Here is a 24,660-nt window from a genome sequence, read left to right as displayed (position 1 = left end):
AAGGAGTTGGCGGCCGCCCTGTGCAAGCGACGGCCGCCGTTCAAGGACGGGGTCCCTGGGGTGCCGGAGGCTTTACGGGTTCGGCGGGAGCGGCAGCGCTGCTTCCAACGGGGTCCAGCCCTCGTCCCACACGAAGTTGTTGCCACTCGTGTCGCCGTGCGTCTCCCAGATGGCGCCTGCCGTGGTCACCACCTTGACCCAGGTGTCGCGGCCCTGGGACGAGATGGAGATGGCGCAGGCGGTCGCGGGGAAATTGACGGCCACACCGGGGGGCAGGTCGTTGTCCGTGAGGTCTTCCCACACGTAGGCACCCGGCGGCAACGGGTTGACCGACCGCTGCCCCACATACGCCCGCCCGCCGGTGAGCACGGCGGTGAACTCCTCCGAGCCCGCGGGGAGGTAGCTGTCGATGTCGGAGCACGGCCCGGGGTCACCCTGAGGACCCTGCTCACCAGGGTCGCCCTTCGGTCCGGGCGGTCCGGGCGGTCCGGGCGGTCCGGGGGGCCCGGGCGGACCCGTCGGGCCGACCTTGCACTTGTCGAGGTGGACGGCGCTGCCCGTCTCAGCCCCGGCCTCGGCCTTGGGGTGCGGCTTCGGCTTGCGGCAGGGGTCACCCGCCGGCGCACCCGCGAGCGAGGCGGTGCCCGCCTCCGTGCCGGCGGCACGCGGCGTCGCGGCAGCGGGGTTCGCGGCACCTCCGACGAGGAGGGCGAAGGCGGCGAGGGCGAGGGTGCTGCCGACAAACCGGGCACCACGCACCGGGAACGGGCCCCCCAGTGCGGCCCGCCTTCTGGGTTTAGAGCTCATGCACTGCTCCTTGATCGATCAGTTCGACGATGTCGGGAAGCGGTCGAAGCTTCCCTGGACGGCATCGGATCAGGAAGGCAGCGTCTTGAGGCCCCAGCGGCATGATTAACGGATCAGCCCAACACCGTTACGCCGATGGCCGCGTACACACGGGCGAATCGTGGGCTACTTGATGTGGTCCATCACCTCCTGGAACTCCTTCGTCGGGGAGAACTCGACGAGCTCGACGTCCTCCAGGGCTTCGGGTGCGTGGCCGGGGGACCAGTAGTAGGCCTGACCCGCCTCGTAGTAGTCCTCGCCTTCCTTGGTGCGCATCCTCAGTCGGCCGCTGACGACCTGGCCCCAGTGGGGGCACTGGCACAGGTCGTCGGGGAGGCCCTTGAGCGCCGGGGACATGTCGGTGCCCTGGGGGAGCTTGATGAAGGCGACGGACATACCGCCGCCGATCTCCTGGATGCGTACCTCAAGACCGTCGCCCTCGATCACCACGGGGGCTCCCGTCCGCGTGACTGCCGTCATGATTCCTCCACGACCGGATCACCGCGGGGTCTGTGCGATCTCCGCTTCTCCATCCAGTCTGCGCCCCTCACGCACACACCTCGAATCGGGGTGACATGCGTCACGACCGAATTGCACCCGATGGAACCGATCAATCCGTTTCAGCAAAGCGACAAATGGCGCCCCTCGAAGCCTCATCCGGCATTTGTCGCACAGGCGGCGAATCCAACTGATCGTCCGGAGCGACGACTCCTGTTCCGACGCCGTCGGAGCAACGGCTTTCTGCCTGGTCCCAGGGCGGGTTCGGGCACTCGGGGGCACGCGGCGGCCCGCCGGACGCGTACGCCCCGGCTCCCTCGGCAGGCCTCGTCGACGCGTCCCGGGGGCAGCACACGTGTTCGTTGCCCGGTGCGGCGAGGGGTCCCCATAATGACCGGGCTCACCAGGGCCACGGCCTGCCAAGGGGTCGATTGCGTCGAAGTCGGACCATTCAGTGAGGCCACGTATGACACGCACGAGACGAACGAACAGTCACCGCCGTAGGACGAAACGGTCGGCGGCGCGGCAGCCCAGGACGACACGCCGGAAGATAGCCGTCGCCACCGCCTTCGTGGTGGCCGTGGGCGCCGTGGGCATCCCCACGGCCGCGTGGGCCGGCGGGGTCGGGCTGGGCGACTGGAGCAACGTGGCCTCCTCCTGGTGGGGAGGGGAGAAGCGGGAGCCGGCTCCGGCCACGCCGTCGCGCACACCCTCCGCGTCCGCGACGCCCTCCACCGAGAGCGCCCCGGAGACTCCGGAGAGCTCTCCGAGCCCGTCGCGTTCCAAGGCCAAGGCGAGCGCGTCCCCCTCCAAGTCCGCCGAGCCGAAGCCCAAGCCCACCCCCGAGGCCGCCGACACCCCGGCCAGGACCACGCCGCCGCCGAGCGCCCCGAAGGCCACCCAGGCGGAACGCGCCCCCGCGACCTCCGCCGGCAGCGCGGCCTCCGGTCCCACGGCCCAGGTGCTGAGCCTGGTCAACGCCGAACGCGAGAAGGCCGGTTGCTCGCCGGTGACCGTGGACGCCAAGCTGACCAAGGCCGCCCAGGACCACAGCCAGGACATGGCCGACCACCGGAACATGTCCCACACCGGCTCCGACGGCTCGGACATGAGTGAGCGGCTCTCCCGTGTCGGGTACGCCTTCCGTTCGGCGGGCGAGAACGTCGCCGCCGGGTACGGCACCGCCGAGAGCGTCATGGACGGCTGGATGAACAGCCCCGGCCACAAGGCGAACATCCTCAACTGCGGTTTCAAGGAGATCGGCATCGGCCTGGCCCAGCCGGGCAACTACTGGACCCAGAACTTCGGGACACCCGCGTAGTCACCGAGGCAGGAGCGGCACCGTCCCGGCAACCGGGTCACCCGACGGTGCCGCTACCGGCCCCGGTCGCCGCCCCCGCCCGGACCGCCCCCGAAGCCGCCCTCCGGGGCCTCGCCCGCCGTGGCCGTGGCGATCTTCTCCGCCGAGCCGAGCGTGCCGGAGCCGGCCAGGCCGCCGGTGTCCGAGCCGGAGGTGGAGCCGCCGGAGTACACGCTGTACTCCTCGCCGCTCTTGATCCCGGCGCCCGCGTACACGACGTTCTGGATGGTCTTCGAGGTGACGTACGACGCCACGACCTCACCGTCCGCGTCGACGATGTGCAGGGTGGTGCCCGCCTCGACCGACGCGTCCAGGGTCGCCGACAGCCAGCCCTGTTCCGACTCCTCGTCCGGTGCGACGACCATGCCCGCGCTGCCGGCCGCGAGCAGTGTGCCGCCGCTGACGGTGAAGCTGCCGTTGACGTCGAGCGCCCCGTTGCCGCCCGTCTCGGGGCCGTTGACGACGATCGTGCCGCCCGTGATCTCGGCGGTTCCGTTGGAGTCGAAGCCGTCGCCCTGGGAGTTGAGGACGAGCGTGCCGCCGGTGACCTTGGCGGTGTAGTCGCCGACCTCCATGCCACCGCCCCCGCCACCGGGACCACCGCCCCGGCCGCCCTGCGCGTTCGCGTCCTCCTCGGACGTCGCCTCGCTGCCCGACGCGTTGACCCCGTCGTCGTTGGACGTGACGTTCGACGTACCACCCCTGACCAGGATGTCCTTGCCCTCCAGGCCCTCGTTGGAGCCGGTGATGTCCAGGGTGCCCCCGCTGATGACCAGGTCGCCCTCGGCGTGGATGCCGTCGTCGCCGGCCGCGAGGGTGACCTCGGCGCCGTTGAGGTGGACGGCCGCGTCGCCGTGCAGCGCGTCGGCGGAGGCGTCCACGTCGACCGTGCCGCCCTCCAGCACGGTGATCACTCCCGACTTCAGACCGTGCGCCGAGGTGTCGTCGGAGGCCTCGGCCTTCACCGTCAGCTCACCGCCGGTGACGACGAGGTCGGTCGCGGCGTCCACGGCGTCACCGTGCGCGGTGACGGAGACCGTGCCGCCGTCGACGACGATGTAACCGGCGTCCGCCTCGTCCGCGTTGTCGGACTTCAGCCCGTCGCCCTTCGCCGTCACGGTGACCGTGCCGCCGTTCACGACCAGGTAGTCCTTGCCCCGGATGCCGTCGTCGGCGGCCTCGACGGTGATGTTCCCGCCCTCGACGACCAGACCGTCCTTGCCGGCGATGGCGTCGTTGCCGTTCCCCCGCACGGTCAGCGCGCCGTCGCCGCCGATCGTCAGGTCGCCCGCGCTGTACAGGGCGGCGTTCGCCTCGGCGTCCTCGGCGTAGGAGTCGGTGTCGCTCAGCTTGTTCTCGCTGCCGTCCGCGAGGACGACGACCAGCCGTTCGGCCTCGGTCGCGGCGATGGCCGCCCCGGAGGAGCTGGAGATGTCGACGCCGTCGAGGACCAGCTTCACGGTCGCCTCGGGGGCGGTGACGACGATCTGCCCGTCGTCGAGGGACCCGCTCAGCACATAGGTCCCGGCGGCGGTGATGGTGACGGTGGACCCGTCGACATCCACGCCCTTGCCGTCGGCGGAGGCCGAGTCGCCCTTCAGTTCGATGGCGACAGCCGCCGACTCCTCGGCCTTCCCGTACTCGGTGTCGCCGTCCTCGGCGTGCGTCTCCTCGTTGTCGGCGAGGACGGCCGCCGCGTTCCGCGTGCCGTCCACGGCGGCCGCCGCACTCGCGCTCGCGCTCGTCGAGGAGTCGGACGACGCCGAGCCGGAGTCGCTCCCGGCGGAGCACCCGGCCAGCGCGGCGGTCGCAAGGACGAGGGAGGCGAGGGCGCCCGCGGTCTTCGTACGCAGCCCGCGTGCCCTTCTGCGCCACGCGGTCCACGAGTTCCTCGCATTGCTCGAGTTCCTCCCGTTGCTCATGTTCCTTGCGTTCCATGAGTGCCTACGGATGTTCATGCGGGGCTCCCGTTCAGTGCCGGTGCGGTGGGGAAGTGGCGCCGCAGAACGGGCAGCCAGCGGTTGGCGGGCAGGTCGGGCCGCAGCGCGGCGAGCCCGGTGCCGTACTTGGAGACCGGACAGGGCCGGTGCCTGAGCGACCACAGCAGCCGGTCCGCGCTCGATCCGGCGCGGCCCGCCTTGGTCTCGACGATGGTCCGCTCGGGGGTGCGCAGTGCGGTCCCGTCGGGCAACGCCCAGGTCAGGTCGGTGTCGAGGGTGACCCGGCTGCCGCTGCCCGGCAGGAAGAGGGTGGTGCGGAGGTAGCGGGTGGTCAGCGCCGGCACCAGGCGGAAGCCGTGGGAGTCGATGCCCGCCGCGCGGAGCACGTCGTCGACGTACGCCCGCGCCTCGGGGCCCAGCCGCCCCGGCTCCCCGTCGTACGGGACCCGCTGCTTGACGGTGGTGCCGCGCGGACCGCGCGTCTTGACCTCCAGGAAGTGCTGCCCGGAGGCGAGGTAGGTCCGTATCCGCAGCTTGAAGCGGCGTCGGCGGCGGTGGGCGGCGGCCAGATAGCCGGCCATGTCCGGGGTGTCGAAGTACACGGACCGGTACGCGAACCGCCGCTCACCGTCGACCTCCAGGACCTGCACTCCCCCGGTCTCGACTTCGCTCGACCGGGAGGGGCCCCCACCGTCCAGTCCGCCGACCACGAGGGGCAGGTCGGTGAGGGGCAGCATGTACTTGCGGTCCAGCCGGGTCAGCAGTTCGGCGCGGTCGACGAGTTCGTCGAGGCCGATGGGGCGCAGCGCCCCGACCACGGGGGCGACGGAGTCCAGGGCCGTCATGCCCGGACCCCCTCTGCCCGCTCGACCCGGCCGCCGGCCTCTCGCGGTGCGCGCGAGCCCCCACCGGTGACGACGTACCGGACGTCGACCAGCGTCATGTCGTTGACCAGGTCGACGCTCTGCACGGAGAGGTTCACCACCCGCCCGCCGAGCAGTACTTCGAGGTGGGCGCGCAGGGCGTCCTCGTCGGTGTAGGCGGCGTCGAGGCGGAGACTGCGCTGCCGGTAGCGGCCGAACAGCCGGGGGTGGTCGCCGACGTACATCGTGGCGACGATCAGTGCCATGAGCAGCATCGACAGGACGTTGACCTGCTCGGGCAGCCCGGCCAGCAGACCGAGGGCGAGCGCGGAGAAGTAGTACGCGATCTCGTGCTGGGCGATCTCGTTGGACCGCAGCCGGATGATCGACAGGACGCCGAACAGCCCCATGCCGAGGCCGATGCCGACCGACGACGAGCTGAGCGTCATCGCCACCGCGAGCACGCCGACGTTGACGCCGAGGAAGGCGGCGATGAGGTCCCGGCGGTGGTGGCGCGGGAAGTAGACCGCGAAGGTCAGCACGGAGATGGCGGCCAGATCGGCGACCACGAGAAGGGTCTGGTCCATGTCAAAAGACAATCGGGGGTCGACCTTTGAGGACCCTTTGCCTTCCCTTAACTGAACTTGAGAAGTTCCACCGGCCAACGGAGGGTGAACCCGGCACCCGGCGGTGTGCCCCACGCTCGCCCCCTCCGAACAGTCCCTCTCGACGGGCGCCCACCTGCACGTCACGGTGCAATGGCTGCCGAAACCCGGACGCGCTCCGAATCCCCCGATGGGGTGGCAGAAGATCCCCTGACCCCCGGCCGGTCCTCGCCCTGTCCTACAAGTAGCTGCGCCGGTAAGGCAGTTGGAGCGGTTGGAGATTCGGAGCAGAAGGAGGCACGAGTGGTGCGACGGGACAGGGCGCGGACGATGGCCGCGGCGACCGCGGCGGCGACGCTGGCGCTCGCTCCGGGGGCGGCTCAGGCAGCCGGCCCCCGGCCCACGGTCGTGGAGACGGTCACGGCGACGGCGGCGGCCACGGCGACGGGGGTGACCGGTGCCGGGTCGGTGTCGGCCGCATCGAAACCGGAGGTCAGAGGCTTCCTGACGGTCGTCAACCAGGCACGGGCGGAGGTCGGCGTCCCCCCGCTGGTCTGGGACGAGTCCGTCGCCGCGCAGGCCCGCTCCTGGACGAGGCTGCGGGTCGCCGACTGCGAGCTCGTCCACTCGAACAGCCGGTACGGCGAGAACCTGGCCAAGGGGTCCAGCCCCCGCTACTCGCTGGCGGACGCGGCCCGCCTGTGGCTCGACGAGAAGTCCGACTACGACCGCCCCTCCAACTCCTGCGTCAACGACCGGGAATGCCTCCACTACACCCAGCTGGTCTGGCGCGGCTCGACACGGGTCGGCGCGGCCAAGGCGAGGTGCGGGAACGGCTGGACCTACGTGGTGGCCAACTTCGACCCGCCGGGGAACTGGGTGGGCCGACGGCCGTACTGACCGGGGAATGACCGCCGGGGCCGTGATAATCCCCTCATGGCCCCACCCCCCAGCCCACCCCCGCCCCCACCTCTGCACGAGGCCCGCGCGTGAGTGATCCCCCCGAGCAGCTTCGCGACCTTCCCGAGCAGCTGCGCCATCTCCTCGACGACGTGCTGGCCGTCGGCGCCCCCTACGGCCTCGCTCTCACCGGTGATCACGCGGCGCAGGCGCACGGTCTGGTCGAGGCGCGGCCGCCCGGCCGGGACCTGGAGACGGCGACGGAACACGCGGCGCCGATGGAGCGGATCGCGGCCACGGCCCGGGCGGGTCTGGCGGAACGCGGCTGGCTGGTGCGCGCGGTGGAGACGACCCCGCTCTCCGCCCGTCTCATCGTCACCGACCCCACCACGGCCGAGGAACGCACCCTGGACCTCCTGAAGGAGACCCTCTGGCACCCGCCGGTGGAGACGCCTCTCGGCCTCACCCTCTCCCTGGAGGACGTGGTCGGCACGAAGGTCCGGGCGGTGGCCGACCGGGGCACGGCCCGCGACCTGATCGCCGTGCACGCGGCCACCGCCCACTGGACCGCCGTCGAGTTGGAGGAGCTGGCCCGACGCCACACCTCCGCCACGTCCACCGCCTTCGACCTCGCCGACCTCCAGTCCCGGCTGGAGGGCACCGAGTGGCTCGACGACCGGGAATTCGCTCGCCACGGCCTGGACGGGGACGCCATTCTGGGACTGCGTCGCTGGGCCCAGACCTGGGCCGACGACATCGCGGAACGCCTCCTGGAGGAGGAGGCGTTGGCGTCCCCACCGGAGGAGGAACCCGAGTGAGCAGGAGACGGTACGTCGCCCGGGGCGTCCCCGGCGGCTACCGCATCTACGACAACCGCCGCCGCGGCTGGTGGGGCGACCTCTACGAACACTGCCCGGACGACCTCCTCACCGAACTGAACGGCAAGAAGGACCCGGGCCGCCTGGGCCTCCTCCAAAAACGCTACCGAACCCTGAAACGCTAGCTCCGACTTCGGCCCGGCCCTGAACCCGGCTTCGGCCCTGCCCGCCACCTCGGCCCCGGCCCCGGCCCGGCCTCAGGTCACCGCCGTGATCACCACGACCGTCGTCACCATCGTCGCCGCCGTGAGGGCCGCCGCCGTGGCCGCCGCGGTCTCGGCCATCCGGCGGAGTGCGGGGTCGGCCCAGTGGCGGTCGGCGATCTCCGCCATGCGCCGCCGGGCCGGGGAATCCTCGCAGTCGGCGTCAGAGAAGACGAGGGTCTGCAGGTCACCGTGGTGCAGGAGGCTGATCAGGGCGGCGGTGCGCGGGTCGGGATCGGCACCTTCCAGCACCACCTCCGTCAGGCGCCCCCGCAGGGCGGACTCCACCGTGCCGTCGGCCTCCGGATAACGCGTGGTGCGGAAGACGAGCAGGACCCGGCGCTTCTCCTTCCGGATCAGCCCCTTGTCCAGGACGCCCCGCAGAGCGGCCTCGTACTCCGCCGTGCTGTGCGCGTGGATCCACTTCCCGATGTCGTCCGGCAGAGCCACCTCACCCGAACCACCGGCTCCCTCGGCCCTGTCGGCCCCGTCGCCCGCCCCGGACAGCGCCCGCTCCAGCAGGGCCGCCGCCGCGATCGCGTAGGGCGTCCGCAAGGGCAGCCGGGCCTCACCCGTGGTGTCGTCGAGCGAGAGGAGGAGGATCTCCTCCCCGAGTGTCGTGGGGACAGGCGCCGAGGCGGGAGTGGAGTCGATCGACATGCTCATGATCGATACGACGCTCACGCCAGCCCGGGAGTTCCAACAATCGGGTTGAGGTCGACGCCCCCGCCCGCCCAGAATCCCCTCATGGACGACTTCCCCAGGCTCAGCCAACTCCCCTCCGCCCTGCCCGAGTTGCAGGAGGCGGCCCGTTCCGCCGGGTTCACCATGTCGTGCGAACCCCGCACCGGCAGCCTGCTCGCCACGCTCGCCGCCACCCGCCCCGGCGGCCGGATCCTCGAACTCGGAACAGGTGTGGGCGAGGGCACCGCATGGCTCCTCGGCGGAATGGACGAGACGGCGACGCTGGTCACCGTCGAACTCGATGACTCCGTGCAGGCCGTCGCCCGTGACCGGTTCGGCGCGGACGGAAGGATCAGCTTCGTCACGGAGGACGGTGGTCCCTGGCTGGAGCGGTACGACGGCGCCCCCTTCGATCTCGTCTTCGCGGACACCTGGCCCGGCAAGTTCACCCACCTCGACGCCGCGCTGGCGCTGGTGGCGCCCGGCGGCGCGTACGTCGTCGACGATCTGACGCCCGTGCCCGGTTGGCCGGAGGGTCACGGGGCGGCGGTGACCGACCTGCTCGCGGCTCTGGAGGGCCGCTCGGACTTCCGCACGACCCGGCTGACCTGGTCGAGCGGCATACTGATCGCCGTACGGATCGACGCCGCGACCGGCACCTCACCCTGACCGCCGCCGTCCGGCGCACCCGGCCCCGCGCTCGAGCCCGCGCCCCCGGCCGGCCCCGCACCCGTGCCCGCGCTCGTGCCCGTGTCCGTCCCCAACGCCGCACGGGCCTCCCGCACATGGCGCAGCCCCTCGACCGCCGTCCGCGTGACCCGCGCGTACTCGTCCGGTGTGCGGGCCCCGGTCAGCTGGGCGCGGGCGGTGCGGAGGCGTTCGGTGGCCTCGGTCAGGGACTCGGCCGCGCGGCCGCCCGCCCGGGCCTGCGCCCGTACGTCGATCCCGGCCAGGCTGCCGCCCAGCCGTACGACCCAGCGGTTGGCCTCGGCCTCCGCGTCCAGGTCGGACGGCGGACGCGGGTCCTCCACGGACCGCCGCCGCGCGACGGTCGCGACCACCGCCCCGACGATCAGCAACACTGCCACCAGCACGGCCAGCTTCATGGCCTCCTCCAGCATTCGACGTTCCGTCCCGTACAGGGCGTACATCCCGTACGGGTTCCTCATCCCGTACGTCCCATCACATCCCCTCCCCCTGTGATCGCCCATCGAGAAACCTGTGCGCCTCCTGATGACTTCCCCAGCGCGTACCCGTCCCCGGATCGCGCACACGGCGAAGGCCCGGAACCCAGGGGGAGGGGGTTCCGGGCCTGCGCCGTGCGCCGGGTCGTACGCCCGTCGGCCGCTCAGGGACGGTGTACGCGGGTCGGGGTCAGCTCGCCGAGGCGGACTCCGACGTCGTCTCCGACGCGCCCGGCTGGACGGAGTCGTCCGTGCCGGTGTTCGTGGCCTCCGGATCGACACCGAGCGTGAGAGAGCCGACGACACCCTTGGCGATGTCGCCCTTCTTGTACTTCAGCTTGAGCAGACCTCCCTGGGTGCCGCTGCCGTCGTAGATGGTGTCGTCGTCGAGGGTGGTGCGCTCCGTCGTGGAGGTCGAGTACGGCTCGACCTCGGCGGACGCGAGGACGGACTCCTCGTCGAAGAAGAACTGCCCGGTGTGGCAGGTGTTCCCGCCCTCGTAACCGGCGTCCGTCCACTCACCGTTGACGTGCACCTTGGTGTGGATGTGCACACACCGGCCCCGGTACCAGCCCGGGAAGATCGTCGTGAAGGTGACGAGGCCCTGCTTGTCGGTCTTCCAGGTGCCGCGCAGATAGCGGGTGTCACTGGTCGGCTCCTCGTGCCCGCCGCCCCCACCGCCGGCCGGAGGCTCACCGGTCGGCGGCTCACCCGTCGGCTCGCCCGAGGGCGCGCCGGTGGGGGCGGTGCCGCCGCCCTCGGAGAAGCTCTCGTAGCCCGAGTAGAGCCCGAGCGCGTCGCAGTGCCAGATGTCGACGGCCGCGTCGCGGATCGGCTCGCAGGTCCCGGAGTCGATCACCTTGAGGCGCAGGGTGAGGGGGATGCCCTCCTTGTCCTCGGTGATGTCCCGGCGGAGCTTGTCCGCGTCGATGTAGTAGGGACCCTCGGTGGTCTCCGAGGTGAGCTGGTAGCACTCCTCCCCGGCGCTCGCGCTCGTGGAGGCGAGGGGCTTGGCGCTGCCCTTCGTGGTGGTGCCCGCGCTCGCGGTCGCGACGACCGCTCCGCCCACGCCCACGGCGGCCACGGCGCCCGCGCCCGCCACGACGACCTTGCGGCGCGTCAGGTCCCGCTTGTGCTTCGGCCCCTGGGCCTTCTCGTTTCCGGTCTGGTTTCCCGTCATGGCCAGGAAATTAGGGAGCCCGACTGTCAGAGCGATAAGAAGGGGCTGTGGTTTGTCCCGCATTCCCGAGCGAAGGGAAAAGGGGCTCGAAATCGCCGTCCCTTTCGAGCCCCTTCCCGGCAGAAAATCTGGATATACCTTGCTCTACCTCACGCGCTACCCCTCGTTGGTAGCCTCCGGGTCCACGCCCACCGTGAGCGAGGCCCGCACGCCCTTCGCGATGTCCCCGCGGTCGTAGCGGAGTCTCAGCAGTCCGCCCCGGGCGCCGTTGCCGTCGTAGATGAAGTCCTCGTCGAGCGTCGTGCGCTCCGCCGTGTTCGACGCGTACGGCTCGACCTCGGCGGACGCGAGGACGGACTCCTCGTCGAAGTAGAGCTGCCCGGTGTGGCAGGTGTTCCCGCCCCCGTAACCCGCGTCCGTCCACTCACCGTTGACGTGCACCTTGAGGTGGATGTGCACGCACCGGCCCCGGTACCAGCCCGGGAAGACGGTCCTGAACGTGACGAAGCCCTGCCGGTCCGTCCGCCAGGTGCCGCGCAGATAGCGGGTGTCGTCCGTCGGCTCCTGGTGGCCGCCGCCCGGGGGCGGACCGGAGGGATCACCGCTCGGCGGCGGGGCGGTGGGGGCCGGGCCGCCTCCGTCACCGTCACCGTTGCCCATGTCCTCGTAGCCGGAGTAGACACCCACCGCGTCGCAGTGCCAGATGTCCACGGCCGCGTCGCGGACCGGCCGGCACGTCTCGGAGTCGATCACCTTGAGGCGCAGGGTGAGGGGGATGCCCTCCTTGTCCTCGGTGACGTCCTGGCGGATCTTGTCCGCGTCGATGTAGTACGGGCCCTCCATGGCCTCGGAGGTCAGCCGGTAGCACTCCTCCGAGGGACGGGGTAAGGGCGCGGAGCCCTCGCCCGCGCTCCCTCTCCGCTCTCCCGCGAAGGCGTTCGCCGCCATGGCGCCGCCGAGTCCCACCACCGCGACGGCCCCCGCCCCGGCCACGACGACCTTGCGACGCGTCACATCCCTCTGATCCGGCTGATCGGGCTGATCCGGCTGATTCTGTTGATTGGCTGCCATGCGCCGGGAAGTTAGATAAGAAACCTGTCAACGAGCTGAGAAAAGGTCCTCTTTTCCCCGGCCACACGAAAGGGACCTGAAATCGACGGACGATTTCAGGTCCCTTCCCGGAAAAACTCTTATAAAGGCTTGCCTTACTTCGGCTGCGGCTTGCGCACCGAAAGGTGCAGCTCACGCAGCCGCGCCTCCTCCAGCTCCGTCGGCGCGCCCATCATCAGGTCCTGGGCGTTGCCGTTGAGCGGGAAGGCGATGGTCTCGCGGATGTTGGGCTCGTCCGCGAGGAGCATGACGATACGGTCGACACCCGGCGCGATGCCGCCGTGCGGCGGGGCGCCGAAGCGGAACGCGCGCAGCATGCCGGCGAACTGCTCCTCGACGGTGTCACGGTCGTAGCCCGCGATCTCGAAGGCCTTGAGCATGATGTCGGGCTCGTGGTTCCGGATCGCGCCGGAGGACAGCTCGACGCCGTTGCACACGATGTCGTACTGCCAGCCGAGGATGTCCAGCGGGTCCTGGGTCTCCAGGGCCTCAAGACCGCCCTGCGGCATCGAGAAGGGGTTGTGCGAGAAGTCGATCTTGCCGGTCTCCTCGTCCTTCTCGTACATCGGGAAGTCGACGATCCAGCAGAACCGGAAGACGCCCTCCTCGAAGTGCCCGGCACGCTTGGCGGCCTCGACCCGCACCGCGCCCATGATCTTCGAGACCTCGTCGAACTCGCCCGCACCGAAGAAGACCGCGTGACCGGCGGCCAGCGACAGACGCTTGGTCAGCTCGGCGACGTTGTCCTCGGTGAGGAACTTGGCGATCGGGCCGGACAGCGAACCGTCCTCGGCGACCCGCACCCAGGCCAGCCCCTTGGCGCCCTGCTCGATCGCGTACTCGCCGAGCTGGTCGAAGAACTTGCGCGGCTGGGCCGAGACGTCCGGCACGGCGAGCGCGCGCACGTGCTTGCCGGCGAAGGCCTTGAACTCCGAGCCCTCGAAGACATCGGTGATGTCGACCAGCTCCAGCTGGGCACGCAGGTCCGGCTTGTCGGAGCCGTACTTGAGCATCGCCTCGCGGAACGGGATGCGCGGGAACGGCGAGGTGACGTGCCGGCCGCCGCCGAACTCCTCGAAGAGCTCGGTCATGAGCTTCTCGATGGGCTGGAAGACGTCCTCCTGCTCGACGAAGGACATCTCCACGTCGAGCTGGTAGAACTCGCCCGGCGAACGGTCCGCGCGCGCGTCCTCGTCACGGAAGCAGGGCGCGATCTGGAAGTACCGGTCGAAGCCCGAGATCATCAGCAGCTGCTTGAACTGCTGCGGGGCCTGGGGGAGGGCGTAGAACTTGCCCGGGTTCAGGCGCGACGGCACGACGAAGTCGCGGGCGCCCTCGGGGGAGGTGGCGGACAGGATCGGCGTCGCCATCTCGTTGAAGCCGAGCGCCGTCATCTTGTGACGGATGGCGCTGATCACGGCCGTACGCAGCATGATGTTGCGGTGCATGCGCTCGCGGCGCAGGTCCAGGAAGCGGTACTCCAGGCGCCGCTCCTCGTTGACCCCGTCCTCGGTGTTGATGGTGAAGGGGAGCGGGGCGGCCGCGCCGAGCAGCTCGACCTCGCCGACCTCGACCTCGATCTCGCCGGAGGGCAGGTCCGGGTTGATGTTCTCGGTGCCGCGCGAGACGACCTTGCCGTCGACGCGGACCGTCGACTCCTTGGAGATCTTGTCCAGCGCCTCGTAGGCCGGGGTGCCCGGGCGGGCCACCAGCTGCGTGATGCCGTAGTGATCGCGGAGATCGATGAAGAGGATGCCGCCCAGGTCGCGCCGATTGTGCAGCCAGCCGCTCAGCCGGACGTCGGTGCCGACGTCAGAGGCGCGGAGCTCGCCGCAGGTGTGGGACCTGTACCGATGCATCGTCGTTCATCCAGCCTTCGCTGATCGGGGATCTGGGTGGTGCCTCACGGCCGGTGTCTCACAGCCGATGTTTCACGTGAAACAAGCCCAAGGGTACCGGGCACCCCGAGATCACCTCCCCACCATTTAAGAGCGGCGGGCACCGTGGAGCGGCTCCCGGTCTCCGCGACGGGCACCGTGGAGCAGGCTCCCCGTCTCCGCGACGGCCGCCCCGCTGACCGGATACGCACGGTCATAGCCATGGGCAGGACCGTAAGCGGTTACTGTCGCTAGCGTCGATTGCCGTCACCTCCGTCGCCGCCGGTCGTGGTCGCTTGCCGTGCGCCCCCGGTCCCGATCGGAGCCCGGCGCAGCGCCGGTGGCACGGTCCGATCAGCTGTTCTTAGAGTGGGTCAATGCGCACTGGTGAGCCCCCGCCCACCGTGGGGGACGTCCTGTCCGCCCTCGCGACGGGACTGTGGACCTGGGACAGCGCTGCCGGAACCGTCACGTTGGACGCCGAGGCCGCCCGGCTCATGGGGCTGCCCGCCGAGCCGACGACCCTCACCCAGGCCGGGGCGCGCTCACGTCTGCACCCCGTCGACTGGAACGAGATCGTCTCGGTCGTGCAGCTCGCCGTCGTCGAGGACACCCTCGCCGAGGTGCGGATCCGGGTCATGGACGAGCGGGGTCGGGTGCTCCGTACGATCCGCAGCCGTTCCAAGCCGACCTTCGACCCGGTGCGCAAGTCCTTCGAGCTGATCGGCACCATCCAGGAGGTCACCGAGCCCTCCCCGGCGACCGCCGTCCGGGCCCCGTCCGTCACCGGCGACTGGCGGCGTTCACGCGAGGCGTTCCTGCTGGACGCGGGCCGGGCGCTGGCCGAGGCGCGGTCCACGGCCGAGGTGCTGCGGGTCGCGGCAGGCCTGGCGATGCCCGGCTTCTCGCCGGACGGACTCGCGGTCTTCGGCGTGGAGGCCGACCGCCTCACCGTCATCGGCCACCACGGGCACAACGAGGGCGACGAAGGACCCTTCACCCACATGCCGCTGGAGACGGACTACCCGGCCGCCGAGGTGGTCCGCACCGGCCGCGCGGTCTATCTCTCCTCCCCCGAGGACTACAAGGCGCGCTACCCCACGGCCTGGCCGCTCGCCGCACAGTTCGGCCGCCAGTCCTGGGCGTTCCTGCCGCTGACCGTCGCCGGCCGCACGATGGGCGCGTGGATGGCGGGCTTCACCCACCCCGTCACCTTCACCCCCGACGAGCGCTCGGTCCTGACCACCGTCGCGCGCATGCTCGCCCAGGCCCTCTCCCGCGCCGGCGCGGCCGAGACGGAGCGCGAACTGACCGACGGTCTGCAGCGCACTATGCTGCCCACGCTGGGCCCCGAGATACCCGGCATGAGCGTCGCCGCGCGGTACGTCCCCACCGGGGGCGGACTCCAGGTCGGCGGCGACTGGTACGACATGATCGCCCTGCCGAGCGGACGGTTCGCCCTGGTCATCGGCGATGTCCAGGGTCATGACGTACGCGCCGCCGGTCTCATGGGCCAGCTCCGCATAGCCCTGCGCGCCTACGCCTCCGAGGGCCACCGCCCCGACGCCGTCCTCTCCCGCGCCTCGCGCTTCCTGCACGGCATCACCGACTCCGCCGCCGACACGTACGCCGACCTGCGCTTCGCGACCTGCCTCTACGTCGAGGTCGACCCGGCGTCCGGCTGTCTCGACATCGCCCGTGCGGGGCACCCTGACCCGGTGGTCCGCATGGCCGACGGAACGGTCCTCGTCCGGCCCACCCCGGGCGGCCTCCCCCTCGGCATCGACCCCGACGCCGACTACCCCACCACCCGGCTGGTGCTGGAGCCGGGCGAGACGATGCTCCTGTGCACCGACGGCCTCATCGAAACCGGCGGCCACGACCTCGACACGGGCTGGCGCCGCATCCGCACGATTTTGGAGTCCTTCGACAGAAAGCCGGAGGAGGCCGAGGGGGGATTGGGGACCGAGGGGTCCTTCGAGGCCGAGGCTGCCGGGGAGCGGGCGGCACAAGAGCGGGGGGCGTCCTCGCCCGGGGCGCAAGACCGGGGGGCGCCCTCTCCCGGGACGGATCAGCTCGGGCCTTACCGCCCGGAGGACGAGGAACGGACAGTCGCCGCGCTGAGACCGGGCGGGCCGGAGGCGGACGGCGGTCCGGCACGGAACCAGTCGCCCGACCACGTCGAACCACCTCGCATGCCGGCACCCACGCGCACGGCGACCACCCGGGACCAGGACTCCCGAGCGCCTGGCGCGCCGAACACCGGCGAGCCCTCACCAGACCGCACCCAGCCCCCCGGCCGCACACCGGACCGCACCCAACCCGTCGGCCTCACCAGTCCTGTGGAAGCGAGCCCCCAGCCGGGCCCCCTCACCCCAGCCGCCCCCGCCGCCCTCGTCCCCGACCGGCCGGAGGCGATCGGGCTGGCGCCGGGGCGGCTGGAGGCGTTGGCCGACGCGCTGGTGCAAGGGGTGCACGGTCCCTCCTCGCACCACACGCCCGGCCCGCTCGCCGACCGGCGCGAGGACGACATAGCGATGCTGCTGCTGTGCCGGAAGAGCCAGGGCCGAGGCCGGGGCGACACCACCGCCGTACCGGCTCCCACCCGCCGCACCGCCCTGACCATCGCCCAGGCGGAGCCGGAACGCATCGCCGGCGCCCGCCAGCAGGTACGCGAACTCCTCCACGACTGGACCTGTGCCGACCAGGTCGACTCCGCCGTGCTCCTCGTCTCCGAGATGCTCACCAACGTCCTCGTCCACACCGACGCCGACGCCCTCCTCGTCGCCGAGATGACCGGCGACGGCGGCAAGCGCCGTATGCGCGTCGAGGTCACCGACGCCAGCGACGACCTGCCCCACAAGCGCCACCCCGGCGAACTCGCCTCCTCCGGACGCGGCCTCGTCCTCATGGACATGCTCGCCGACGCCTGGGGCGTGGACCCACGCGGCGACGGCAAGAGCATCTGGTTCGAGCTGTACGAGACGGCCCCACCGGAAGGCCCGCATCGCGCAGCCCCGAACCCCCTCACCCACCCATGACCGGCGGCACCACCCTCCCGTGACGGAGACGCAGCACCCGCCCCTGAACACCGAGCCGCCGACCGATCAGCGCCGCTCGTACACGATCACCCGCCGCCCCCGCGCCGCCTCGTCCGCGACCACGGTGAAGTGCTCCGCCAGCACGGCCGCCTTCGTCCGGTCCCGTCCCCCCGACAGCGGCCGGGCCGCCCCGGGCGCGTCGGTGACCAGCAGGATCCGTCGCTGCGCGAGCATCGCGGTCCGTATCCGGGCCGGGTCCGCCTCCACCCCCTTGAGCGTCCCGGACGCCGCGGGGCTCCGGGTCAGCGCGATGTCCCGCAGTCCCGCGAAGTCGCCGGGGGAGACGAGCGCGGTGTCGCGCCGCGCGGACGGGGCGAAGAGCACCGCGTCCCCTGGCTGCTTCAGGTGCCGTACGTTCACGGCCGTCGCCAGGACGTCGTCGACCCGGCTGGCGGGGGACCGCTTGGCCAGCGAATGCGGCAGCAGTGCCACCATCGCGACGGCGACCAGCACCGGGACGAGCCACGACGCCGATCTGGGGAACCCCGGCCGGACGGCCCGTACCGCCGCGCTCAGGGCCGCCCCGATCAGCAGCGCCAGGCCCAGCATGCTGAACAGGACATAGCGGTCCAGGAACAGGGGACGGATCAGGCACAGGCCGAGCAGTCCCACCTGCGGCACCGCCAGTAGCGGCAGCGCGACCGCCGCCAGCGACAGCCGCCCCACCCGCGGCCGGTCCAGCAGCGCACCCAGACCGCCGATCGTCAGCAGGACCGCGGGGCCGATCAGCATGTGCCAGGTCAGCGGCGGTATCCAGGACACCTGCTCGGCCTGGCGCCTGCTGTAAAGGATCAGCGGCAGGACCCCCACCACGGCGACCGCCGAGGCCGTCGCCCAGCGCGCCCAGGTCACGCGCGGCGCCCGCGTCCACGCCAGGGTCGCCGCATGCGCGGGCACGATCAGCAAGGAGAGCCAGTTCAGCAGCCCGCACGCCAGGATCACGCCCCCGTACGCCACCCAGCACGCCCCCGTGCCGGCCCGCCCCCGCTGGAGCGCGGTCACCAGCAGCAACGTCGAGAGGCCCGCCCCGGCCGCTATCAGCGCGTACGGGCGGCCCTCCTGGAGGTGGAACTGCACGGCCGGCAGTAACCCGAACACCAGTCCGCCACCGAGGCCTGCCCAGGGCCCGGCCAGCCGACGGCCGATGACCGTGACACAGGCCGCCGCCCCCGCCATGGCCAGCACCGAAGGCAGCCGCAGGGTCGTCGTGCCGGGTCCGAAGCAGTTGAAGAGGGCGTGCATCAGCAGGTAGTAGGCCCCGTGCACGACGTCGACCTGCCCCAGCATGTGCCAGATCTCGGCGGTCGACCGCCGCGCCACCTGCCAGGTCGCGGCCTCGTCCCGCCACACGCTGTGCTGCCGGGACAGCCCCCACAGACCGAGCGCGAGCGTCCACAGCACCGGAGCCGACCAGACCGGCAGCCGCCGTAACGCCGTCGCGGCCGCCGAACGAGCCGCCGTGACGGTCGCGCACCCCCTCAGGAACGACAGCGCGGGCGCGCTCAAGCGAGCGGAGAAGGGCCGGACGGACGTCGGGATCCTCGGGATCCATCGTCGTGGAACAGCCTGCGCATGGTGTCTCTCCCCGTTCCCCTGCGTATGCGGCGGGGGAACGGGCAGAACTGAGCCCGCCCCGGCCGATGGCCGGGGCGGAACCGCGTGGTGCTCTCTCCCCCATGAGAGCCACCCGCTCCGGAGGTCAGCCGAAGGGGTGGACATGCCAGAACCTACGCGGTGGAGACAGTGCTCATCCAGGCGTCGACCGGGTGTGCATGATCACCCGGCGCAGAGTGAACCCGGACGACGCCGGTGGCCCGATTGGCGAGGACGAGCCGCTTTTGCCCTGCGATGAGCCCTTGCTACAGCCCCTCGGGGGTCATCCCGTGAACCGCCGGGATCGTCCCCAGCCGGCCCTTCTGGAAGTCCTCGAACGCCTGCTGGAGTTCCTCGCGGGTGTTCATGACGAACGGGCCGTAGTGGGCCATCGGCTCACGGATCGGCTGTCCGCCGAGGAGCACGATCTCCAGGTCGGGCGCGTGGGAGTCCTGCTGCTCGTCCGCGCGGAAGGTGATCGAGGAGCCCGCGCCGAAGACGGCCGTCTGACCGATGTGGATCGGCCGCCGGTCCGCACCGACGCTGCCACGCCCGGCGAGGACGTAGGCGAGCGCGTTGAAGTCCTCGCGCCACGGCAGGGTGATCTCCGCACCCGGCGCGACGGTCGCGTGGAGCAGGGTGATCGGGGTGTGGGTGATGCCCGGCCCCTGGTGGCCGTCCAGCTCACCGGCGATGACGCGGAGGAGCGCGCCGCCGTCGGGGGTGGTGAGCAGCTGCACCTGGCCACCGCGGATGTCCTGGTACTTGGGGGACATCATCTTGTCCCGGGCCGGGAGGTTCACCCACAGCTGGATGCCGTGGAACAGGCCGCCGGACATGACGAGGGACTCCGGCGGCGCCTCGATGTGGAGGAGGCCGGAGCCGGCCGTCATCCACTGGGTGTCGCCGTTGGTGATGGTGCCGCCACCGCCGTGGCTGTCCTGGTGGTCGAAGATCCCGTCGATGATGTAGGTGACGGTCTCGAAGCCGCGGTGGAGGTGCCAGGGGGTGCCCTTGGGTGAAACCAGTTGGGGGGTCAAAAAATCGGCTAGAGTCCCCCCATGATCAGACCAGGGGTGGTGACCGGCATGGACATCCATGCAGGTGTCTATGGGCGTCAGTCCGTGGGGCGCGCCAACAAGTCCGAGGTCAGCACGGTCACGCAGCGCGCGGCGGGTGTGGCCGAGGCAAAGCGTCGCGGGGCCGTCAGCATCACCGAGTACGAGGACCTCGGCATATCCGCGTTCACGGGCGACGGCCGCCCGGACTTCGACCGGTTGATCAAGGACTGCCAGGACGGCCGGATCAACCTGATCATCGTCTACTACATCAGCCGCCTGTCGCGGATGGATCCGCTCGACGCCATCCCCATCGTCACGGAACTGCTCAACCTCGGCGTGACGATCGTGAGCCTCACCGAGGGCGAGTTCCGCAAGGGCAACCTGATGGACCTGATCCATCTGATCCTGCGGCTCGACGCGGCTCACAGCGAGAGCAAGAACAAGAGCGACGCGGTGCGGGGCGCGAAGAAGACGGCTCGCGAACTCGGTGGCTATGTGGGCGGCAAGCCTCCGTACGGCTTCCGCATGGTGCCCGCAACGCGAACGACGCCCGACGGCAGGCCCGTCGTGGTCCATGTCCTGGAGCACGATCCCGACGAGGTGCCCGTGATCCAGGACATGTGGGCGCGGATCAAGGAGCACAAGGACATGCCCTACCAACCGGGAGGTGGGCGCCGACACCCGGGCTCTCTCACGGGCATCTGCGCCCAGATGACCGCCGACGGAGTCCCGACGAAGGGGCAGCGGGTCGGCAAGAAGACGAAGGACAGCGTCTGGGATCCGAAGACGGCTATGCGCATCCTGCGCGACCCTCGCATCGCGGGCTATGCGGCGACCCCGGTGTACAAGCGCCGGGAGGACGGCAAGCTGACGAGCACCATCGAGAGCTACCGCATCGAGCGCGACCCCGAGGCCATGAAGCCGGTCCAGGCGTACCCGCCGATCATTTCGCCGGACGATTGGCATGAGCTGCAGAAGTGGCTCGATGGCAGAGGCCAGGGCAAGGGCCTGTCGCGCGGCCACGCCGTCCTCTCCGCCATGGACGTCCTGTTCTGCGACTGCGGCGCGGTGATGACATCGCACCGGGCCACCACCCCCAACAAGGCTGCGTACCGCTGCCGCCGACGGAGGGCGCTGCCGGGCCAGCACGAGGGCGAGTGCACCATCAGCATGCAGACCCTGGACCTGTACGTGGCACGGCGCATCTTCGCCCTCATCCAGACCGCCGAGGACGACCCCGAGACGGCGGTCATTCTCGCCGAGGCTGCCCGTCGGTACACGGCCCAGACAGAGCAGCCCGAGATCGTGGGCGAACGCCGCAGTCTCGTCACCGAACGCGCTGATGCCAAGCACGCGCTGGAAGAGCTATACGACCGGGAAGAGGCTGGCGACTACGACGACCCCGTCGGACGGCGCCGTTTCCGGGAGCGCAGGGAACGGCTCCTCGGTCGCATGGAGAGGGCGGAGGCCCGTCTCGCCGAGTTGGAGGAGGCGGCGACGCCGACGCTCCCGATCCACCTGTGGCTGCCCTTGGGCGCGGGAGACGTCGATCCGGTGGGCGAGGGGTCGTGGTGGGAGGCCGCGACGACCCAGGAGCGCCGGGACTTCGTCAAGTTGTTCGTGCGCCGGGTCACGGTCACCAAGGCGTCCGGTGCGGGAAGGTCGACGCCTGTCGAGAAGCGAGCAACGGTCGAGTTCGTACGGCCGGAACAGGCCGAGGGCGATGGTGCAGAGGCCAACGAATCGCGGCAGAGGGAGGCGTTGGCAGAAGCGGTCTGACCTGCTGCTGACCCGAGACGAGCGGGGGAGAGTACACCCACATCGCCGGTTAGGAAAACCGGCGATTCTCCGGAGCATTGACGGTGTCCTCGGGGGCGCCGGGCAGCCGCGTCGCTGCTCCGGCGCTCCTGCCCCCATCCATCAGGAGCCGTCTCTTGCACAACCCCTCGCCCAGCCCTTCCGCCACTTCGCCGACCGACGGTGATTGTTCCGGCCAGGGTCGCCGGCACCGCAAAACCGCGACAAGTGAGTGCATCCACCCGCGCACCGCTCGCCGCCAGCGACTCGACACCCCTCGTACGTGCTCGCTGGCCAGGGCTTCCGAGCCCGTCGTCGGCGACTGCGACTTCGGCCGCGTCGTCGACGGCAAGCTGCTCGCCCAGCCGGTCTGGCGCCTGCTCACGGTGTCACCCCAGGCGGCGGAAAGCATCGCAAGCGTGCTCGGAGCCGAGCCGCAGCGGCGATTGGCCAACAGCTCCGAGCAGTTCGAAGTCATAGCCGAAAAGGCCAGTCTCCGAGTCGTCATCGAGAATCCAGGCAGGCTTACGGCGCAGATGAAGCTGTGGGACTCCCGCGGCCTGGCGCACCACTGCGACGGGCGTGTGTTCCTGGCCCCAGAAGCTGGTGCAGGTCACCCCTGCGGGTGCCCGCCCGACATGGCTGAGCGCAGGGCACGGGCCAGGCACGGCCAGGGGCCGCAGCCGGTCACGACTCTTCTGTTCCGCCTGGCCGGATGTCCTGGCCTCGGCTCGTTCCGCTTCAGGTCCTCCTCCTGGCGCTTCGCCGAAACGGTGGAAGGAATACGCACTCAACTGACCGCGGTAGGTAACCCTGTACTTTGCGAACTCGCGATCCGAACAGTCGAGTTCACCACCCAAAACGGCCGCCGCGTCTGCTACCACAAGCCCGTCGTGAAAGTGCTCGGCCCCTGGGTGTCCAGCACTGCGGTGGGCCTCGCCGCCTGAGTCGCGTATCCGGACGAATCCAACCCTCGTAGCGGGCCCCTGCCTGTGCGCAACCCAGGAGCGCTATGGAAGAGATCTTCCCCAACCTGCAGAACACCACGAAGGCCACTTGGCCGCCGGTCGCCATTCCCGGCCAGACGACGCTGTCGCTCGGATCGAACCCAGACGGAGACCCCGCCGGTCCCCAGGGCGGGGACGGCGCTGCTGGACCTGCCGGTCCCCACGACTCCGGTCCCGGGGACCGGGCCACCACGGTTGATCCGCTGCCTAGCTCAGCGAGCCATGGCGGTCCCCTATCCGGCCTGGGGACCGCACGCGGCCCCGAAACAACGGACGCCAGGGACCGGTACCCGGAACAGACGGGGACCGCACCCTCGACGATCACCCCCGCCCGGGCTGAGGATCTGCAGGTCAGCGCCCTGCTGAACGGTCCCGGCAGCGCAGACCCAGCTGGTACGGACGGACCGGAAGTCGGGGACCGGGCGGAGACTTTCGGTCAGCCGAGCCCCAGATCCGGTCCCCGAGTTCCGGTCGCGCGAACCACGAATGGGGATCACCGTGGGGACGGTCCCCACGGCACTTCGGGGACCGAGATCCGCGACGACGGGTCGGGTAGCGGGGACCGCGCCTGTGCCAGCGGTGAGGCAGGCGACGAAGGCGCCGTGCTCCTGGACGAGTTGCGGGCGGCGATCGGCAAGTACGTGGTGCTGCCCAGCGAGGAGGCGCTGACCGCGGCCACCCTGTGGGTGGCGGCCACGCACACTCAGACGGCTCTGCAGCATGCGCCGCGTCTGGCGGTGGTGAGCCCGACGAAGGGCTGCGGCAAGTCCCGGGTTCTGGACGTGCTCCACGAGACCGTGCACCAGCCGATGATGACGGTGAACACCTCCCCGGCGGTCATCTTCCGGGTCATCGGCAAGAACCCTCCCACCCTGCTGGTGGACGAGGCGGACACCATATTCGGCCCCAAGGCGAGCGGTGACAGTGAGATCCTGCGCGGCCTGCTGAATGCCGGGCACCAGCGCAACCGGCCCGCCTGGCGGATCTCCGGTCCGGACCACAAACCGACCCCGTTCCCCACCTTCGCCATGGCTGCCATCGCAGGGATCGGCGACCTGCCGGACACGGTCATGGACCGGGCGGTCGTGCTGCGGATGCAGAAGCGCAAGCCGGGCGAGAAGGTCGCCCCTTTTCGCTCCCGGTATTCGGTGCCCAAACTCAACGCGCTGCGTGACCGGCTGGCCGCCTGGCTGGTTCCGCTGCGCGGGCAGGCCGCCCGCATGGTGCCGCAGATGCCGGTGGAGGATCGGGCGGCGGACACCTGGGAGCCGCTGGTCATCATCGCCGACCTGGCTGGCGGCCAGTGGCCCGCCCAGGCTCGGGCTGCCTGCCTGGCCATGACCCGCCACGAGGCGGTCCAGGACGAGCAGAGCAGTCTGAAGACGCGGCTGCTGCGCGACATCCACCGCATCTTCGCGCAGGCGGACAACCCCGAGGCTCTGGCCACCCAGGATCTGGTCGCCGCACTTCTCCAGGACGCCGAGGCCCCGTGGGCGGAGCACGGCACCAAAGGACTGAACGCCTACCACCTGAGCAACCTGCTGCGGGACTTCAACATCAGCCCGGCCAACTACCGGTTCGGCAAGGGGAGGCAGGCCAAGGCGTACATGCGCAACCGGTTCCTGGACGCCTGGGCCCGCAACTGCCCGGACCTCGTCGAGGCGGCACCCGAGCCCGAACGCGGCGCCTCCCCTGCCCGCGTAGCCCAGGGCAGGCTGCCCGCCGCCCCGGCGGGGACGCTGCCTGTCGGCCCGCCCGGTGGCCCCGCCGGGCCGAAGCGCGCTCTCTGATCCCACGGGGGTCTGTATCACTTCGTCGCATCCGTCCCCGCGCAGGTCAGCGCGGGGACGGACTCCGTCGCCGGGACGGAGTTCTCCGTACCTGCCCGCGTGTCCGTACCTGTGCTGACCAGGCATGCGACGGATGCGACGGACGTGACACAGCCCCATCCCCCTCTCCTTCGGAGCACCACC

General features: G+C 70.9%; 20 protein-coding genes and 1 pseudogene. 9 read left to right on the top strand and 12 right to left on the bottom strand.

Going from position 1 to position 24,660, the window contains the following annotated elements; genetic code table 11:
• Nucleotides 1-72: 72 nt before the first annotated feature.
• The 3 genes from PUR53_RS30105 to PUR53_RS30095 all read right to left on the bottom strand — a co-directional run bounded on the left by PUR53_RS30105 (nucleotide 73) and on the right by PUR53_RS30095 (nucleotide 2,322).
• A complete protein-coding gene (locus PUR53_RS30105) occupies nucleotides 73-807 on the bottom strand; it encodes a hypothetical protein (protein WP_329910254.1) in 735 nt (244 codons plus the stop codon).
• A gap of 165 nt (nucleotides 808-972) precedes the next feature.
• The gene (locus PUR53_RS30100; protein ID WP_329910253.1) at nucleotides 973-1,326 is read right to left on the bottom strand and encodes a hypothetical protein; all 354 of its coding nucleotides are present in this window, start codon (nucleotides 1,324-1,326) and stop codon (nucleotides 973-975) included.
• A gap of 510 nt (nucleotides 1,327-1,836) precedes the next feature.
• The gene (locus PUR53_RS30095) at nucleotides 1,837-2,322 is read right to left on the bottom strand and encodes a hypothetical protein (RefSeq protein ID WP_329901745.1); all 486 of its coding nucleotides are present in this window, start codon (nucleotides 2,320-2,322) and stop codon (nucleotides 1,837-1,839) included.
• Between PUR53_RS30095 and PUR53_RS30090 the strand changes: the two genes are divergently transcribed.
• A complete protein-coding gene (locus PUR53_RS30090; RefSeq protein WP_329901746.1) occupies nucleotides 2,306-2,665 on the top strand; it encodes a CAP domain-containing protein in 360 nt (119 codons plus the stop codon). The genes PUR53_RS30095 and PUR53_RS30090 overlap by 17 nt on opposite strands.
• 53 nt (nucleotides 2,666-2,718) lie before the next feature.
• Here the strand turns inward: PUR53_RS30090 and PUR53_RS30085 are convergent, their stop codons facing one another.
• Genes PUR53_RS30085 through PUR53_RS30075 form a run of 3 tightly spaced genes read right to left on the bottom strand, consistent with a single transcriptional unit; the run spans nucleotide 2,719 to nucleotide 6,094 of the window.
• Entirely contained in the window at nucleotides 2,719-4,626 is a 1,908-nt protein-coding gene (locus PUR53_RS30085) for a carbohydrate-binding domain-containing protein (protein WP_329910252.1), read from the bottom strand.
• A 32-nt stretch (nucleotides 4,627-4,658) separates the two neighbouring features.
• A complete protein-coding gene (locus tag PUR53_RS30080) occupies nucleotides 4,659-5,489 on the bottom strand; it encodes a VTC domain-containing protein (protein ID WP_329901748.1) in 831 nt (276 codons plus the stop codon).
• Entirely contained in the window at nucleotides 5,486-6,094 is a 609-nt protein-coding gene (locus tag PUR53_RS30075; RefSeq protein WP_329901749.1) for a DUF4956 domain-containing protein, read from the bottom strand. Before PUR53_RS30075 ends, PUR53_RS30080 begins: the two co-directional genes overlap by 4 nt.
• A gap of 324 nt (nucleotides 6,095-6,418) precedes the next feature.
• Between PUR53_RS30075 and PUR53_RS30070 the strand changes: the two genes are divergently transcribed.
• The 3 genes from PUR53_RS30070 (at nucleotide 6,419) to PUR53_RS30060 (ending at nucleotide 8,015) form a co-directional block, all read left to right on the top strand.
• The gene (locus PUR53_RS30070; RefSeq protein ID WP_329901750.1) at nucleotides 6,419-7,012 is read left to right on the top strand and encodes a pathogenesis-related family 1 protein; all 594 of its coding nucleotides are present in this window, start codon (nucleotides 6,419-6,421) and stop codon (nucleotides 7,010-7,012) included.
• Nucleotides 7,013-7,101: 89 nt separating this feature from the next.
• Nucleotides 7,102-7,830, top strand: coding sequence for a hypothetical protein (locus PUR53_RS30065; protein WP_329910251.1), 729 nt, complete (start codon nucleotides 7,102-7,104; stop codon nucleotides 7,828-7,830).
• Complete coding sequence (locus PUR53_RS30060) at nucleotides 7,827-8,015, top strand: hypothetical protein (protein ID WP_329901752.1); 189 nt, start codon at nucleotides 7,827-7,829, stop codon at nucleotides 8,013-8,015. The genes PUR53_RS30065 and PUR53_RS30060 overlap by 4 nt, the downstream gene beginning before the upstream one ends.
• Before the next feature lie 72 nt (nucleotides 8,016-8,087).
• On the opposite strand, the gene PUR53_RS30055 is transcribed toward PUR53_RS30060, so the two are convergent.
• Entirely contained in the window at nucleotides 8,088-8,759 is a 672-nt protein-coding gene (locus PUR53_RS30055) for a GOLPH3/VPS74 family protein (protein WP_329910250.1), read from the bottom strand.
• Between the two features lie 81 nt (nucleotides 8,760-8,840).
• On the opposite strand from PUR53_RS30055, the gene PUR53_RS30050 reads away from it, so the two are divergent.
• Nucleotides 8,841-9,446, top strand: a complete 606-nt coding sequence (locus PUR53_RS30050; protein ID WP_329910249.1) for an O-methyltransferase — start codon at nucleotides 8,841-8,843, stop codon at nucleotides 9,444-9,446.
• 705 nt (nucleotides 9,447-10,151) lie between these two features.
• Here PUR53_RS30050 and PUR53_RS30045 read toward each other — a convergent pair.
• From PUR53_RS30045 to aspS, 3 genes are all read right to left on the bottom strand, one after another.
• On the bottom strand, nucleotides 10,152-11,141 hold the full coding sequence (locus PUR53_RS30045) for an intradiol ring-cleavage dioxygenase (protein ID WP_329910248.1): 990 nt from the start codon (nucleotides 11,139-11,141) through the stop codon (nucleotides 10,152-10,154).
• A gap of 156 nt (nucleotides 11,142-11,297) precedes the next feature.
• A complete protein-coding gene (locus tag PUR53_RS30040; RefSeq protein ID WP_329910247.1) occupies nucleotides 11,298-12,212 on the bottom strand; it encodes an intradiol ring-cleavage dioxygenase in 915 nt (304 codons plus the stop codon).
• 134 nt (nucleotides 12,213-12,346) lie between these two features.
• A complete protein-coding gene (aspS, locus tag PUR53_RS30035) occupies nucleotides 12,347-14,110 on the bottom strand; it encodes an aspartate--tRNA ligase (protein ID WP_329901757.1) in 1,764 nt (587 codons plus the stop codon).
• Between the two features lie 395 nt (nucleotides 14,111-14,505).
• Between aspS and PUR53_RS30030 the strand changes: the two genes are divergently transcribed.
• Entirely contained in the window at nucleotides 14,506-17,169 is a 2,664-nt protein-coding gene (locus tag PUR53_RS30030) for a SpoIIE family protein phosphatase (RefSeq protein WP_329910246.1), read from the top strand.
• 66 nt (nucleotides 17,170-17,235) lie between these two features.
• Here the strand turns inward: PUR53_RS30030 and PUR53_RS30025 are convergent, their stop codons facing one another.
• The gene (locus tag PUR53_RS30025; protein ID WP_329910293.1) at nucleotides 17,236-18,630 is read right to left on the bottom strand and encodes a glycosyltransferase family 39 protein; all 1,395 of its coding nucleotides are present in this window, start codon (nucleotides 18,628-18,630) and stop codon (nucleotides 17,236-17,238) included.
• 458 nt (nucleotides 18,631-19,088) lie between these two features.
• Nucleotides 19,089-19,841: pseudogene (locus tag PUR53_RS30020) on the bottom strand (pirin family protein); the annotation flags it as partial.
• A gap of 42 nt (nucleotides 19,842-19,883) precedes the next feature.
• Here PUR53_RS30020 and PUR53_RS30015 point away from each other — a divergent pair.
• From PUR53_RS30015 to PUR53_RS30005, 3 genes are all read left to right on the top strand, one after another.
• Nucleotides 19,884-21,662, top strand: coding sequence for a recombinase family protein (locus PUR53_RS30015; RefSeq protein ID WP_329910245.1), 1,779 nt, complete (start codon nucleotides 19,884-19,886; stop codon nucleotides 21,660-21,662).
• 155 nt (nucleotides 21,663-21,817) lie between these two features.
• On the top strand, nucleotides 21,818-22,627 hold the full coding sequence (locus PUR53_RS30010) for a recombination directionality factor (protein WP_329910244.1): 810 nt from the start codon (nucleotides 21,818-21,820) through the stop codon (nucleotides 22,625-22,627).
• A 662-nt stretch (nucleotides 22,628-23,289) separates the two neighbouring features.
• A complete protein-coding gene (locus PUR53_RS30005; protein ID WP_443080375.1) occupies nucleotides 23,290-24,477 on the top strand; it encodes a DUF3631 domain-containing protein in 1,188 nt (395 codons plus the stop codon).
• Nucleotides 24,478-24,660: the final 183 nt, after the last annotated feature.

It is taken from the genome of Streptomyces sp. SP18BB07 (assembly GCF_036322545.1).
Lineage (GTDB): Bacteria > Actinomycetota > Actinomycetes > Streptomycetales > Streptomycetaceae > Streptomyces > Streptomyces deccanensis.
Note: the sequence above shows the minus strand (reverse complement) of the source record. Positions and strands in the feature narration are given on the sequence as shown.

Bases quoted from the DNA above. Each gene is read 5' to 3' on its own strand.
- PUR53_RS30045 (WP_329910248.1), bottom strand. From the start codon at position 11,141: ATGACGGGAAACCAGACCGGAAACGAGAAGGCCCAGGGGCCGAAGCAC.
- PUR53_RS30030 (WP_329910246.1), top strand. From the start codon at position 14,506: ATGCGCACTGGTGAGCCCCCGCCCACCGTGGGGGACGTCCTGTCCGCC.
- PUR53_RS30055 (WP_329910250.1), bottom strand. From the start codon at position 8,759: ATGAGCATGTCGATCGACTCCACTCCCGCCTCGGCGCCTGTCCCCACG.
- PUR53_RS30080 (WP_329901748.1), bottom strand. From the start codon at position 5,489: ATGACGGCCCTGGACTCCGTCGCCCCCGTGGTCGGGGCGCTGCGCCCC.
- PUR53_RS30075 (WP_329901749.1), bottom strand. From the start codon at position 6,094: ATGGACCAGACCCTTCTCGTGGTCGCCGATCTGGCCGCCATCTCCGTG.
- PUR53_RS30100 (WP_329910253.1), bottom strand. From the start codon at position 1,326: ATGACGGCAGTCACGCGGACGGGAGCCCCCGTGGTGATCGAGGGCGAC.
- PUR53_RS30105 (WP_329910254.1), bottom strand. From the start codon at position 807: ATGAGCTCTAAACCCAGAAGGCGGGCCGCACTGGGGGGCCCGTTCCCG.
- PUR53_RS30015 (WP_329910245.1), top strand. From the start codon at position 19,884: ATGATCAGACCAGGGGTGGTGACCGGCATGGACATCCATGCAGGTGTC.
- aspS (WP_329901757.1), bottom strand. From the start codon at position 14,110: ATGCATCGGTACAGGTCCCACACCTGCGGCGAGCTCCGCGCCTCTGAC.
- PUR53_RS30040 (WP_329910247.1), bottom strand. From the start codon at position 12,212: ATGGCAGCCAATCAACAGAATCAGCCGGATCAGCCCGATCAGCCGGAT.
- PUR53_RS30085 (WP_329910252.1), bottom strand. From the start codon at position 4,626: ATGAGCAACGGGAGGAACTCGAGCAATGCGAGGAACTCGTGGACCGCG.
- PUR53_RS30050 (WP_329910249.1), top strand. From the start codon at position 8,841: ATGGACGACTTCCCCAGGCTCAGCCAACTCCCCTCCGCCCTGCCCGAG.